Genomic DNA, 15,683 nt, shown 5'->3' with positions numbered 1-15,683 from the left:
CAAAATGAAAAACTTAACATACAATTTAATTCCGGTTAATCACGACCCTTTCTCTTTTGGGGAGATTGAAAAAGTGATTCCTATAGCAGAAGCACAACAAGAAATCTGGATAGCATGCATTCTCGGAGGTACTGATGCCAACTGTGCGTATAACGAATCAATGTCTCTGCGTTTGGAAGGAAACCTGGAACAGGCCATTCTTGAGCAGGCATTACAAGAAATCATTGAGTGCAACGACGCTTTGCGCTGTGTGTTTAGCCCAGATGGCAAACAAATCCATGTACTCAAACACCGTCAGACAAGCTTAGACTTTGAAGATATTTCTACCAAAACAGCCAGTAATCAAGCTGATTATCTCATCGAAATGGCTAAGCGAGATGTGAGCGAACCCTTCGATCTGGAGAATGGACCTCTTTTCCGGACATTTTTGTATAAGTTGGCGGAAGATTGCCATATAATGAGACTCACCGTACACCACATTATTTGCGACGGTTGGTCATTTAGTGTTTTATTAGAAGAATTATCTGAGTGCTATACTGCGAAATTAGAAGGGAGACCGTTCAGTCCGTCGGCGGTGGTATCGATGTCGCAGTATAATCAAGAGATGGATGCATACGCCGGCACCGATACCTATAAAGATACCACACGCTATTGGCTTAACAAATTTGGGGTAATACCGGAGCCCATTCAACTACCTACAGATAAGCCCCGCCTAGAAATGCAGACCTACCAGAGTCAACGGGACGACTTTGATTTGGATTCGGGTCTTATGCAAAAATTAAAACAGGTAGGAAGCACGCAAGGAGTCAGTTTCGTAAACACCCTGCTAATGTCGTTCGAGGTGTATCTGAGCCGCCTGACAGGGCAAACTGAAGTCATCATTGGGTTGCCCACGGCTGGACAGGCGGCTACTGGTCATTTGAAATCCATAGGGCATTGTGTAAACCTCCTTCCAATTCGTGGCTCAGTAATATCATCTGTTTCATTCCTTGAACACCTAAAGCGAAGAAAACCTCAATTACTGGATGATTTCGAACATCAGTTGTTTACTTATGGGACCCTATTAAAATTATTGAAAATAAAGCGAAGGAAATCAGGTTTACCATTATTGCCTGTTGTTTTCAACATTGATACAAATATGGATGCCAATGTGGATTTCCCAGGGATCAAACACACATTAATCTCACATCCACGGGTATTCGAAAATTTTGAAATCTTTCTTAATCTAAGGTGTTCAGACGATAAATTTGTACTAGAGTGGTCATACAACAAATATTTGTTCTCATCCGCTACCATCAAACAACTGATGGACGGATTCAACGGCCTCATAAAACAAGTTGTCGTATCTCCCGAAATCGCCTTGGACGCGATTGTAGTAGACAAAATCAACCCTGGGTCTATTAAGATGCCGGAGGTCGAACCGTCAGCTACCCAGTCTCTAACCGTTGAAAAACCACTCATACACAGTCAAGTAGAAGAGGCCAATGAGGCACTTGAGGAAATCGTTGTGGGTATTTGGGAAGAAATCCTCCAAGTAGATGATATCCAAGCCAACGATGATTTTTTCGAGTTGGGAGGGCACTCATTATTACTGCCGAAATTGATGGCCAAAATGGAGCAGGTCACGAACAAGAAGCTCCCATTAACTACCGTATTTAAATACCCGATATTCCAGCAGTTTGTCGAACAATACATGGACGGCAATCCGCTGGAAAACGTAGCGATTGTCGCTGAAAAAATCAGGGAAGAAACTGCAGATTCAATTGTTAACATTCAATGGGTACCAGCGACCAAGTCACAGAAAGAGATTTGGATCACTAGTGTATTAGGTGGAGACGAAGCCAACAAATCATATACATTATCCGTTTCCCTACAGTTAAACGGCCCTTTTAACAAAGGAGCCATGGAAAATGCAATCCAGGTGTTAACCGATAGGCATCAATCTTTACGAGCAAAGTGCGATGAAAGCGGAACCCAAATTGGAATTCTAGACCGAATGGAAATAGCTGTCGTTGAAGAAGATTTATCATCAATAGCAGCTGAAGAGCAAGTCGGCTTTATCGAACAAGCTAACCGAGCAAGCTACGAGATACCATTTGACCTCACCAATGGGCCGCTATTTAGGGTAACATTATTCAAATTAGCAAATGAACAGCACATACTCAGGTTTAGCGTACACCACATTATTTGTGATGGATGGTCCCTCACCATTATGGCCGAAGAACTAGGCAAGCTTTATTCTGCGTTTGCTCAAAAAGTAACTCCACAACTTCCACCAGCTGCGTCCTTTATCGATTACACCCAAAAACAACAAGTATTTTACGATAGTGATGCATACAAGCGCATCGAAGCGTATTGGATTTCGCAGTATAGCGACAAAGTTCCACTCATGGAACTACCAACTGATTTCCCGCGGCCAGCCGAACAGACTTTTAAATGTAACACCCTGAAAACAGGCTTGGACTGCCAGACATTTGAGGCATTTAGGCAAGCTACCGCAAAAATCAGAGCCAGCCAGGCAATCAGTACGAGAGTAATTTTAGAAATCGTACTAAGCCGTTATATGAAACAACCCGATGTCATTACCGGCATGCCGGTTGCGGACCACCTCCGATTGGGTGGAGAACCGTTGGTCGCAAATGCTGTAAGCACCTTGCCCATTAGAGCATTCATCGATGATTCTCTCTCATTTACAGACCATTTGGCTAAAAGAAAAGCAGCTCTCATCGAGGCTTATGAGCATCAGGGCATCACGTACAGCAGCCTCTTGAGGCAACTTGATATCCGTCGAGATTCCACGAGATCGTCATTCGTTCCCGTTATTTTCGATTTTTTTGCTGATTTAACAGTCAATGACCGGATCAATTTTATCGGTATGGAAAACACATACCTTTTCGATGGCGGAGAGAACAGTAGTTTTGAGTTTTTCATAAGTATATCCGGAACGAAAGCAAGCCCCGTTTTAGAGTGGGTATACAATGCAAGTTTATTTAAAGAAGAGACGATAAGGCTACTCGTGCGAGAGTTCCAGAACATAATGGAAGATGTTGTTGCCAATCCCCATGTGATTTTGAGAAATCTAGCAACCAGCTTCACGTCGCCAGACAACCAACATTTCACTTTTGTGGAAGGACCAGACAAGAGTCATCCAAAAGATATTTCCGTCTGCGACCTTTTTATAGAGAAAGCTAGGCAATTCCCCAATAATACAGCGATAAGATTCCAAGATGAAAGGCTGACGTATACTGCCTTGGACAAGCGCTCAAATCAATTTGCACATTACCTCGCTGAGAATGGTGTAGTTCCAGGTGATATTGTAGGGTTGGCACTCGACCGAACACCAGAACTGGTAAGCTGCTTATTGGGTATAATGAAAGCGGGCGCGACTTATTTACCGCTAGATCCACATTATCCGGCAGAGCGAATTTCGTTTATGCTGCAAGATTCCGAAGCGCGGGTGCTTATTACATCAGCTCAATACGCCGGCAGGTTCGTGTCGAGCACCAAAGAACTATTGATAACTGATTTTGTAAGCCGATCACACGAATTCCAGTTTTCTCTGCCATCAGTTTCGACTTCCGGCAACGACCTCGCATATATACTATATACCTCTGGATCTACCGGAAAGCCCAAAGGCGTACAGATAGCGCAAAAAAGCTTGGTGAACTTCCTGCTTAGCATGCAGGATGAACCTGGAATGCAAAAAGATGATATCCTTTTAGCCCTCACAACGATATCTTTTGACATTGCAGGACTAGAGCTGTACCTTCCGTTGATCACCGGAGCATCAATCGTCCTTGCTGACGACGATACCCGGCTTGATAGTTACCAGATCCTCGAAACGGTAAAAGCTACCGGCGTCACAGTGGTACAAGCCACACCTGCTACCTGGCGTATGATGCTCAGCTCGGGATGGAACCAAAAGCTTCCTATCAAAGCACTATGCGGTGGCGAGGCCTTTCCGACAGACCTCGCGGAAAAACTCATGGATTTATGTGATGAAGTTTGGAATTTATACGGGCCAACCGAAACGACAATATGGTCGACGGTGAAACAGCTAAAGCCTGACGAAAGCCCGATAACCGTCGGCCGGCCGATCCATAATACCCAGGTATACATTTTGGATGAGCAGCTTGCCATCGTTCCTGCAGGAGAAGAGGGTGAAATATACATTGGCGGAGACGGCGTTGCAAGAGGATATCTAAATAGACCAGAACTTAACCTAGAGCGTTTTTTAACCGCACCTTTCCCAACATCGACCAACACGAAAATTTACCGTACAGGTGATTTAGGAAAAGTATTGCCCAACGGCGAAATCCAATGCTTGGGAAGGATTGATAATCAGGTAAAAGTCAGGGGGTTTAGAATCGAGTTAGGTGAAATCGAATATTACTTAAATAAGCAAGAACCCATCAAGGAGTCTGTTGTAGTTGTGCAGGAAAACCAAACTGGCGATCAGCGCATAGCGGCCTACTTAATTCCTTCAGACCTTACAGAAATGGGAGATATACCTGCTGAGGGTTTGCTAGCAGAAAAAGGATTTATCTCCGAAATCAAGAAGCACCTATTGGAGTTTCTACCTCCCTATATGATTCCAAATGATTGGATATTCTTATCTGAGTTTCCTTTAACACCGAACAAAAAGATTGACAGGAAAGCGTTGCCATGGTCAAAAAACAAAAACAGACAAACAAAGTCGGCAAACCGAGAATCCATAGAGCTTCATGTCACCAAAATTTGGGAAAAAGTATTAGGTACAGAGAACATACAGCCACATGATGACTTTTTCCAACTCGGAGGACATTCCCTGCTAATACCGGGGTTAGTTAATGAAATAAAGAAAGAAACCGGGTTAGAAGTTCCTATGACTGGAATTTTCCAACATTCGACACTTCACGATTTCACCTCATTTTTTATTCTCAAAAAAGAGGAGCCCACTCATATTGTTATTGGTAAAGATGATGCACAGATACAAACCGTGAATGGCAATACCACTAACGCCAATGTCAATGGAGTAAAGACAACCGCTGTAACCCATCAAATTCCTATCATTGAGCCTCAAAGAGAAATATGGTTATCATGTATGATAGGAGGAGATGAAGCCAACCTTGCCTATAATCATTCTTGGTCAATTAAATTCGCGGGAAGATTTGACTATGACGTATTTCAGCAAGCCATCACAAATGTTGTCAACCGTCACGAGGCTTTACGTAGCAACGTGAGCGACGATGGCGAGTATCTGGTTGTCCGGTCAATAGATCAACTTAAATTACCGCTCTCTTATCACGATATATCGCCATTACCCAGTGAAAACGAAAAATTAAACCGATTCAATACCGATGTCGAAAAAGAAGGCTTAACACCATTCAAATTGAATCAAGGGCTATTATTCAGAATAATGGTCCATCGACTTGATGTAGAGCTACATTATTTTACGCTATTAATCCATCATATCATCTGTGATGCTACGTCACTGGAAACACTTCTGAAAGACATCAGTCTCACATACAACTCATTGATTAGCGGAAGGGGATTCCCGTCAAAACATCCTACTCAAATGAGTGATTACTCCAAGAACTGCATAAATCTTTCTAAAACAGATCGATATAAGTCACTACAAGATTTCTGGATTCGTCAATATCAAAACGACATACCTACATTAGCGTTACCAACGGACTTCTTGCGCCCCGAAAGACGAACGTATAGAGGTAATTTTACGAGCTTCTTATCCAGCGAAGACCGTTACATTAAACTCACGGAGATTACAAGAAGCTCACGTATGAGTATGGCGTCGACACTCATATCGCTTATTGAGATTTTACTACATCACCGCACAGGTTCGCCAGACGTCGTGTTGGGTGTCACGACAGCCGGGCAATTCATCAACGGACACAATGATATGATTGGCCATTGTGTAAACCTTTTACCCTTCCGTTCAAAAATATTACCTAGTCAACCTACATCAGCTTACTTAGAATCAAGAAAGCAGTACATTTACGAGGCATACGACCATCAGCAACTCACTTTCAGTGAAATACTCGCACAACTTAATATAAGTAGAGAAAAAAACCAGATTCCACTTGTACCCTTTATCGTTACTATACGTATTGACGACGGGGAGAAACTTCATTTCGAACATTTGGACACAGAGCTTATATTCAATCCCCGCGCCTCCCATACGTTCGAGATCTCTTTATCCATAGACCTCAATATAAAGGCAAAATCCATTAGTTGGTATTGGGCATATAACACCCAGCTTTACAGGCCCGACACCATTGAACGGATGATGGATGAGCTGAATATTTTAATTGACACCATCTCGGCCAATCCGATGGTACAAATAAAAGACAGCTTGCCACTCCCCCATCCTTTCCCTTCGCTGTCTGACCACCGTTGTGATTTTCCTGCAAACCGCACACTTCTTGACGATTTTATTAGTCAGGCACAAAAAACGCCAGACAATATCGCAGTTGTATTTCAGGGCACGGGAACGACCTATAAAGATCTGGACGAAAAATCAACACGGTTGGCACATTACCTATTGATGAATGGCCTCTCAGCCGAGACACCTGTGCCCTTGTGTATACAGCCCTGCCCAGAAATGATAATCGGTCTCCTCGCCATCTGGAAAGCAGGAGCGGCGTATGTCCCTATCGATCCGGATTTGCCGGTCAATCGTATCCAGCATATCATTGAAGATTGTAAGTCTCCGTTCATCATAAGTGATCTCGCGGTTTCAACCAAATTGGCGACATTATCGAACACGAAATGTGTGAATCTGGACAATGCAGACTCAGAAATATGGGCGGCACCTATAATCGAGCTCAATACGTTGCCCCATCCGTCCTCATTGGCATATATTATATATACCTCGGGCTCTACGGGCAAACCCAAGGGTGTATGTATCACACATCGATCACTTGCCGACTATTTCGCCGGTCTTCGGGAGCATCTACCGGTGTTAGAAACCTGTACTGATTTTTCGTACGGGAATACCATCTCCACCGATCTTGGCAATACGGTATTATACCAGTCCCTTACTACAGGCGGTACCCTGCACATTTTCACGAAAGAACAATTCAACGACGTTCATTATATCGGTCGATACTTCGAAGAGCAGCAAATCGACTGCATGAAGATAGTGCCATCCCATTGGAAATACCTATCCGAGTCAGCCGGAATGCTTTTGCCGAAAAAACTACTGATTTTCGGCGGTGAGGCATTACCGCATGAGCTGGTAAAAGACATCGTTCGCACTGGCACTGATTGTACGATAGTGAACCACTACGGCCCCACCGAAACCACTATCGGTAAGCTATTACACATCGTGGATCCAGCACGAGATTACTCAGCAATAATACCTGTCGGCAAGCCATTCTCGAATACATCAGTCTTCGTATTTAACGAACACCTCTCTCAGTGCCCCATTGGCGTAACCGGTGAACTGTATATAGGTGGGGAAGGATTAGCGACGGGTTACTACAATAATTCAGCGCTAACGGATAGTGTCTTTGTTCCGAATCCAATCATCGGCCATCCACATAGAAAGTTATATCGAACAGGGGATGTAGTCAGGTGGTTGCCAGATGGAAACATCGAATATGTGAGCCGCCGGGACGACCAGGTTAAAATACGTGGAAACCGTATTGAGCTGGGAGAAGTTCAAAACAATATACTCGCGTTAGACACAATAAAACACTGTGCGGTTGTCACTGATGTCGATGAAAATAACGAAAACCGCCTGGTTGCCTATGTTGTCGTCGACGGCAAGCAATTTGATAAAACAAACGCTATCGATCAACTGAGTAGCCGATTGCCCGACTATATGGTTCCGAAAACGTGGGTGCTAATAAGTGCACTGCCACTGAACGCGAACGGGAAATTAGACAAAAAAGGGCTGCCTAAGCCCGATAGTGATGATGGCCAAACCGCGCGTCGATTCGTTGCCCCTCGCACTGAAGTAGAAGTATTGTTAGCGAAAATCTGGCAGCGCAACTTGAAATTAGAAAAGATAAGTATATTGGATAACTTCTTCCATCTAGGTGGACATTCCTTAATGGCGGTGAAAATGATGATTCAGATCGAGCAAGAAATCGGCCCCAGACTTCCAATAAGCAGTCTTATCGAGGCACCCACAATCTCCAAACTGGCGGCTGTAATAGAAAATCATGATTTGAAATCAACTTATGAAAGCCTAGTACCGATGAAAGCAAATGGAACGAAGCCGCCCTTGTACGTCGTTCATGGTATCGGCCTCAACGTGCTGTTTTTACAAAATATAATGAAACATCTGGATCCTGAACAACCGGTATTTGCGCTGCAAGCAAAAGGTCTTGATGGCAGCCATTGCTCATACCAAAGCATAGAAGAAATTGCAGCAACCTATATACAGGAAATCCTGCAACACAATCCTGACGGGCCTTATGCGCTTTCTGGCTATTCCTATGGAGGCATCGTCGCTGTCGAAATGGCCCAACAATTGAATAAAATGGGTAAGGATGTAGCTTTTCTAGGGTTATTTGATTCGTACACCAACAAAACCGCCAAACAATTACTTCACGGAGATAGTTGGAAAACATTCAAATACTATGTAAAGAAGATGCTGTTGACGCCTATCTTAATCTCCAAAAATCCTATGCTATATGCGAAAAGCCAGTATTTTTATACCAGGGCCGTATTGCGGCATATGATTGTTCGGGTATTTCCCGACAAGCAATTTTCCGACCAACCAAGCAAGGAATTCAGATTGCTGAGAAAGCAGCATATGACAGCATTAAACAATTATACTTTACAGTCTTACCAAGGCTCAATCACATTATTTAGATCTAAAGAAAAAATCTTTTACATTCCGCATTTTCGAACAAACGGGTGGGAACCTAACGTCTTAGGGTCCATTGATGTCGTGGAGGTACCAGGCACCCATGCACAGCTATTTCATGAGCCGGTGGTTAGTGTATTGAGTAAACAGCTCCAAGAAAAACTCGACGAAGCTTTCAATACTTATCACGCCGAAGCTGTAGCATTTTAACGAATAGTAGCTTAGCCACCGTTTGATGAATATAAATAAGACGTTTGTAAAAAGTTATTGGATACGTTCCGGTACCGTCAGTGTACTACAGCAAATCTCCAATTTTATCATCGGATTCGGGAGTTTCTTTTTCCTCGTGAGGTTAACATCAAAAGACGATTATGGCACGTGGGTTCTTTTCCTCTCTACGATCTCACTTCTGGAAATCGCCCGCAATGAGTTGATCCAAAATGCGTTAATAAAATATGTTTCGATAGCTGAGAACAACACTCGCCAAAAAATCATCTTCACATCCTTTATCATCAACATGGGCATGACCGGTATACTTGCACTCGTATTGGTCGGTATTTCTCCTTTTTTGAGCCGCATATGGGATGCTCCCGTGCTTATCAACATGTTTTTGTTATATCTGATATCGTTTTTTATCACCGGAATACAAACGCAGTATAACAGCATTGAACAAGCATATCTTGATTTCAGAAGTTTATTTCTCTCATCATTTCTTAAGCAATTTTTCTTTCTGACCGTTCTAGTTATCGCATACGTCTTAAAATATGAGCTAACTCTCATTCAATTGACGGAGTTTCATGTCGTATCTACAATAGTTGGAGCTATCGTTTCTTGGTGCTACGCGCGGAAACATTTAACATTTAACTGCAAATTTGATTTCGGGTGGGCAAAAAAACTTTTAAATTACGGTAAATATACCATGGCCACCTCTCTGCATGCAACGTTTTCCAATGTAATGGATCAAATGATGGTAGGAGGCATGCTCTCTTCTGGTGCTGTAAGTTCCTTTAATATCGCCAATCGAATCAGCAATATGGCGCATATTCCAACAAACGCCATGGCAACGATTGTATTTCCTCAGGGCGCCATCCGATTCGAATCTGAAGGAAAGAATGCCATGAAACTGTTATATGAAAAATCTGTAGGCTCTATCTTGGCCATCGTCACACCAGCCGTCGTAGTCCTCTATCTTTTTGCCGAACCAATCATCCATATATTTGCAGGAGAAAGATACCTGGATGCCGCCCCCCTTCTTCGAGTCACCTTACTCTATTGCTTACTCATACCATACAGCAGACAAACTGGAACCATCTTGGAGTCCACGGGGAATACAAAGTTGAATTTCCTGATAGTCCTATTCACTAGCTCCTTTAATATAATTTTAAACATCTTTCTCATCAGTAAATATGGAGTGATTGGAGCAGTTTATGGTGCGCTACTGGCAAGAATCGTTTTCTTCGTGACAGCTCGTTACTACCTGAAAAAACTCTTTCAAATAAACCTTTGGGCCCCCTGGAAATACGCAATCCTATTTTATCCGGAGATTTATCGCAAGTTATTCTACAAAACCCAATAACATTCAGATCGAGGGAGGTTCCACATTTATTGTTAGACGACAATTTGAACACCTTATTGTAAAAAAATAAAATTAAACTTTAAATAGTTAAATGAATTATCTTTATTTGTAGTAAAATTACTACAAATTTTTTTTGCTTGTGAAATACGGACACCTTGATTTAGGCGCTTTGGGTAAAATTCTTATAGTTATTATCAGTTGCCTCGTTGTATTGACTTCGCTTTCTTCGTGCGAAAAGGAGGCCATTGCGGCCGATAAACTAACGGAGATTCCTGCAGAAGACACCGAAGGGACAATCAAAACACCGACAGACACTGAACAAGATACAACCGAAGCTGATGAACCAGAACAAGAACCAACATCCAGCATTATACTTTCCGGTGACGCAAATGGGAGGCTCATAATTGATGGAAACAATGAAAAGTACGATTGCCACACTCCTATTGCAATTAAAAGAGGAATCTATACAAATATCCAAATTAAGAATCTAAAAGGTCAAAAGGGCTGTCCGATTCAAATCACCAACGATGGATTGGTTGAGGTGGTGGGCCTTCGTAATCACATGCTAATTTCTGATGTCGCATATGTCGATATCCGCGGAAACGGTAACTCTGGCATTGAGCACGGCTTCTTGTTTAGAGACAATGAATTCCGGGCAATTATTCTGGACGGCACAATCGATGACATAGGCATTACACATATTGAATTTAAAAATATCGGGGATTATGTGATTTCTTATAATAACAAAACACCCTATGATGGAAGCCCCGACTCCTATTCAAATAATATCTCTTTCTCTTATTTAAAGGCTAACAATACAGGAGCATTAATCCATTTCAGTGGTGGGATTAGCGGCTCTACAATTCAAGGTTTAGTCAAAAACCTAGAGATATCTCATGTTACATATCGCAACGCCCCAAAAGCAAAAAATGTGGTAAACATCGGTATGGTGGTAGATTATCATGTTCACCATAATGTGTTTCAGAATATAAATATGGAGAATGATGACCACAATGCAGTATTCCTTTTAAACGGAAATGGCCGCTTCTATAATAATTACATCAGTGATCACCAGGGAAACGCGTTACGGGCATGGAGCGTCAGCGTAGGCAACACCCCGATGGAAACTCAAATTTATAATAACATCGTGGTGAACTCCAGAAAATATTCGGCTTTTGAAGTCCAATCATTTGAGAGTAGCATGATCGCCGGAAAGACCACATTTACTAATATTAAGATTTTCAACAATACCTGTGGCAATCTGAATCTATCACGAGATTGGTACGGTGTTGTCGTGGATGCTTATCGGCTTTTTGGCGGTACATGCCAAGTCTTCAACAACCTCGCTTTCAACCTACCCACCCCTCACCCCGAAAGTAATTTCGTCAGCTATATGTCTATTGCAAAGGATGCGCTAACCTTATCAAACAACCTGTATTTCAGTACATCTAAAGAAGCGGGAATTATTGATGAAAAAGAACTTAAGCTTAATAGCACATCCAAAGCGAAGGGCCAAGGGCGAGGTACAACACTGGTGACATATGATTTTTATAACCAGTCGCGTAATACCCGCTCTCCCTCCGTCGGTGCCGTCGAATAATGCGATTCCCCCTGTAGTTCTTGTACTACAAATCAGTATTTTTAGTCTCATCTACATGTTGAGTAGCTGTTATAACGCCTACATTTGGATAATACAGTATTAAACGCTATTCAATGATGTTTACCACACCAAATTGGATTACACAGCATAATAACAACTTTCAGACTGTTGCGGAGATTCCGCCATATATCTTTGACGAGATAAACCAGCGATTAGCCCACCACGCGCATCCCGAGCCGCAAGTTTCCATACTTATCGCTGCCTGGAATGAAGAAACAAACATTTTAAACTGTATCTCAAGTCTATCTGCTCTTGAAACCAAAATACCATTTGAAATTATCGTCGTTAATAACAATTCAACAGACAAGACACAAGAAACGTTGGATCGGTTAGATATTATCAGTTTTTTTCAACCCATACAAGGTTGCGGACCCGCCCGTCAGTTAGGACAAGAGAAAGCACGAGGCAAGTACATTTTACTGGCCGACGCAGACTGTATTTACCCATCGTGTTGGCTGGATGAGATGATGGCAGTCCTCGTGAAAGACAATGTAGTGTGTGTATATGGCCGATATTCGTTTATACCTGAAGCCGGTTACTCCCGCTGGAAGCTCTTCTTTCTTGAACGGATGAAAGATGCAATTGCCGAAGTACGACACTTCAAGCGTCCGTATTTGAATGCATACGGTATCAGTATGGGGTATGTTAAAGAATTGGGGCTTAAAGTAGGCTACGTTATGTATAAGATATGGGGCGACGATGGCCGTCTCTGCTTTGACTTAATGCAGTTCGGCAAGGTAAAACAAATGAAAAACAACCGTGCCCGGGTATGGACAAGGCCCCGTACATTACAGCGTGATGGGAGTTTTTCTAAGGCAATAGGCAGGCGCATCAAAAAGGAGCTCAAACGCCTTTCTTCTATGCTCAGCCCCTTGCCCCCACATGACACTAAAACTTCTAAAAACTAGATTTATTCAGGCGCAAATTAAAAATACTGAACCGCAAAGCGGGAACTTATTACAAACCATTATTGATTAATGAGCTTCAACTTTATCCTTCTTAATTAGAACTGAGGCAGCTACTTACGTTAACGAATACGTTCAATGATTTCTGACCAAACTATTTCCCTTATCGTTGCAAGCAACAATCATTATGCGATTTTGATTGCCGCTCTTCTTAAATCAATTGACATCAACCACAAAACCACCGAACTTATTGATTTTTACATCATTGACGACAATATCTCAACAATAAATAAGCAAAAATTACGTCAAACAGTCGATCCTACACGTATTTCCCTAATCTGGATAGATCGTAACAATATTATTCCTCCGGGATTAACTCTTCCACCAGACAGCTCTAGCTTCCCGCCAACCATTTATTACCGCATATTTGCCCCGTACATAGTAAACCAGGAAATCGACAGATTAATTTATATCGATGTAGATACAATTGTCCGGACCGATATAAGTGAATTGTGGGGCATTGACCTCGGTGAGTACACTATTGGTGCGGTACAAGACATCGGGAAGACGGTAACCAGTCCTTGGGGGGGGATACCGAATTATCAGGAATTAGGTTTGTCAAGCGATACACCGTATTTCAATTCAGGCGTATTGGTTATCGACACCAAGAGATGGCGCGAACAATCTATTTCAAGTCGAGTGATTGACGCACTTATCAAGTATAAGGAATACGTCATACTACCCGATCAATATGGACTAAATGTAGTTTTTGCCAATGCCTGGCATATGGTTGATCCACGATGGAACTGGTCCGCCTCTGCTGAACATGAAAATCCTTATCTTCTCCACTTCCTTCACATCAAACCGATATTCAGGTCATGTTACTCAAAAGAACGTTGGAAAAATGAATTTTTTGATTACCTAAACCAAACCCCTTTCCGGGGCTTTAAACCGATCAGCGAATACAGAAGAAAATTGCAGTTGGCACTTAACATAAGTAAAAAATACTTCCGGAAATTATTCTCCTGATCCCTATCTATAGTTCTTTATTCTTAATCTGCTCAACTGCGTATGCACAAGCCCGAGCGGTCAGCGCCATATAGGTCAACGACGGGTTTTGACAGGCCGATGACGTCATACAGCTTCCATCAGTAATAAACACATTTTTTACCGCATGTAACTGATTAAACCCGTTGAGTACGGATGTTGCAGGGTCATGTCCCATACGGGCAGTTCCCATTTCATGCACGGTACTCCCCCCGGGTTTTACATAGTTGAAAACTCTTACATTCCGAAACCCCGCCTGTTCAAGCATTTCTGAGCAGCTACTTTGGATATCCGCCTGCATTACCTCCTCATTTTCACCAAATGCAAAATCGATTATTATACGGGGCATCCCCCATTTATCGGGTTGAGTTTCATCCAACGTAATGCGGTTATTTGAATTGGGCAAACATTCTCCCCATCCCCCCATCCAGATTTTCCAGTCACCTGGCGTCACCAATCGTTCTTTAAACCCCCTACCAAACCCAGGCTCCCCTTTCCGCTCCTGCCACCCTTCACGGCCACCTACGCCTTGCACCTGATATCCACGCAAGAAGGACGCAGGAGGAGACTTTTCGAGATTCCGATACCGGGGGATTAGAAAACCGCAGGGTCTTCTCCCCTTGTAAAACCGATCTTTAAAGCCATGGTAAACACCCTCTGCTCCGGCAGACGAATGGTGATCCATCAGGTTTCTGCCAAGTTGACCGCTATCGTTGCCAAGCCCATTGGGGAATCGATTTGATTTTGAAGCCAGGAGCAAGGCCGTCGTATTGATCGTGGAGGCGTTGACAAACAAAATCCGTGAGAAAAACTCAACTTCTTCAAGTGTTACGGCATCCACTACACGGACACCCGACACCCGCTGGGTGTCGTCATCAAATATGAGTTCCTTAGCTACGGAAAATGGCCGAAGGGAAAGATTACCAGTGGCGAATGCCGCGGGAATAGTAGCACTGTTACTACTGAAGTAACCGCCGTACGGACAACCGCGGGCACAAAGATTACGGTACTGACAAGGGCCTCTCCCCTTCCAACCTTTGGTAAGATTAGCTACCCGTGCAGCAGTAAGCACCCGTCCTGTTTTCCTAATTTCATCAGCAAGATGTTGTTCAACACAATTAAGCTCCATCGGAGGAAGAAAAACCCCATCCGGCAATTGAGGAAGTCGCTCAGCCTTCCCGCTGATACCGACAAAAGACTCAACATAATCATACCACGGTTTTAAATCAGCATAACGGATTGGCCAATCGACACCATAACCGTCTTTGCTGTTAGCCTCAAAGTCTAAGTCACTCAACCGGTAACATTGCCGTCCCCAAATCAATGACCGTCCTCCCACCTGATAACCACGGAACCAATTGAATGGTTTTACCTGGGTATAGGGATGTTCATCGTCTGATACATAAAAATGTTTGGTGCTTTCATCAAATCCCATGCTTTGGATGGGACTCTTTCTTATGTCAACTATGGTATTATTTAGGCGAAAGTCGAAGTCCCACGGATTTAACATAGCTGTGGGATAATCAACAGGGTGCCTAACATCCCTACCCCTTTCAAGCACCAACGTCTTCAACCCTCTTTCACATAACTCTTTCGCCGCCCAGCCACCGCTGATGCCCGATCCGATAACGATGGCATCGTAAGTCATATTATTATCCGAACGTACGTTCATTCCTG

Annotated in this window: 6 protein-coding genes; 5 read left to right on the top strand and 1 reads right to left on the bottom strand. The window is 43.0% G+C overall.

The window, feature by feature from the left end; genetic code table 11:
- Positions 1–4 precede the first annotated feature (4 nt).
- The 5 genes from NGM62_RS10185 to NGM62_RS10165 all read left to right on the top strand — a co-directional run bounded on the left by NGM62_RS10185 (position 5) and on the right by NGM62_RS10165 (position 13,988).
- Entirely contained in the window at positions 5–9,028 is a 9,024-nt protein-coding gene (locus NGM62_RS10185; RefSeq protein ID WP_262247675.1) for a non-ribosomal peptide synthetase, read from the top strand.
- Positions 9,029–9,053: 25 nt separating this feature from the next.
- On the top strand, positions 9,054–10,394 hold the full coding sequence (locus NGM62_RS10180; protein ID WP_262247674.1) for a flippase: 1,341 nt from the start codon (positions 9,054–9,056) through the stop codon (positions 10,392–10,394).
- A 139-nt stretch (positions 10,395–10,533) separates the two neighbouring features.
- Positions 10,534–11,994 (top strand): hypothetical protein, encoded by a 1,461-nt coding sequence (locus tag NGM62_RS10175; RefSeq protein WP_262247672.1) that lies wholly within the window; start codon positions 10,534–10,536, stop codon positions 11,992–11,994.
- Positions 11,995–12,107: 113 nt separating this feature from the next.
- Positions 12,108–12,962 (top strand): glycosyltransferase family 2 protein, encoded by an 855-nt coding sequence (locus NGM62_RS10170; RefSeq protein WP_262247670.1) that lies wholly within the window; start codon positions 12,108–12,110, stop codon positions 12,960–12,962.
- Positions 12,963–13,097: 135 nt separating this feature from the next.
- Positions 13,098–13,988: a glycosyltransferase family 8 protein gene (locus NGM62_RS10165; RefSeq protein ID WP_262247668.1), complete on the top strand. Its 891-nt coding sequence runs from the start codon at positions 13,098–13,100 to the stop codon at positions 13,986–13,988.
- Positions 13,989–13,995: 7 nt separating this feature from the next.
- Here the strand turns inward: NGM62_RS10165 and NGM62_RS10160 are convergent, their stop codons facing one another.
- Entirely contained in the window at positions 13,996–15,678 is a 1,683-nt protein-coding gene (locus tag NGM62_RS10160; protein WP_262247666.1) for a GMC oxidoreductase, read from the bottom strand.
- Positions 15,679–15,683: the final 5 nt, after the last annotated feature.

It is taken from the genome of Parapedobacter soli, assembly GCF_025460835.1.
GTDB lineage: Bacteria > Bacteroidota > Bacteroidia > Sphingobacteriales > Sphingobacteriaceae > Parapedobacter > Parapedobacter soli.
Note: the sequence above shows the minus strand (reverse complement) of the source record. Positions and strands in the feature narration are given on the sequence as shown.

What these genes read in the sequence shown, in the direction of transcription:
- NGM62_RS10185 (WP_262247675.1), top strand. Translation starts at nt 5, where the DNA reads ATGAAAAACTTAACATACAATTTAATTCCGGTTAATCACGACCCTTTC.
- NGM62_RS10160 (WP_262247666.1), bottom strand. Translation starts at nt 15,678, where the DNA reads ATGAACGTACGTTCGGATAATAATATGACTTACGATGCCATCGTTATC.
- NGM62_RS10165 (WP_262247668.1), top strand. Translation starts at nt 13,098, where the DNA reads ATGATTTCTGACCAAACTATTTCCCTTATCGTTGCAAGCAACAATCAT.
- NGM62_RS10180 (WP_262247674.1), top strand. Translation starts at nt 9,054, where the DNA reads ATGAATATAAATAAGACGTTTGTAAAAAGTTATTGGATACGTTCCGGT.
- NGM62_RS10170 (WP_262247670.1), top strand. Translation starts at nt 12,108, where the DNA reads ATGATGTTTACCACACCAAATTGGATTACACAGCATAATAACAACTTT.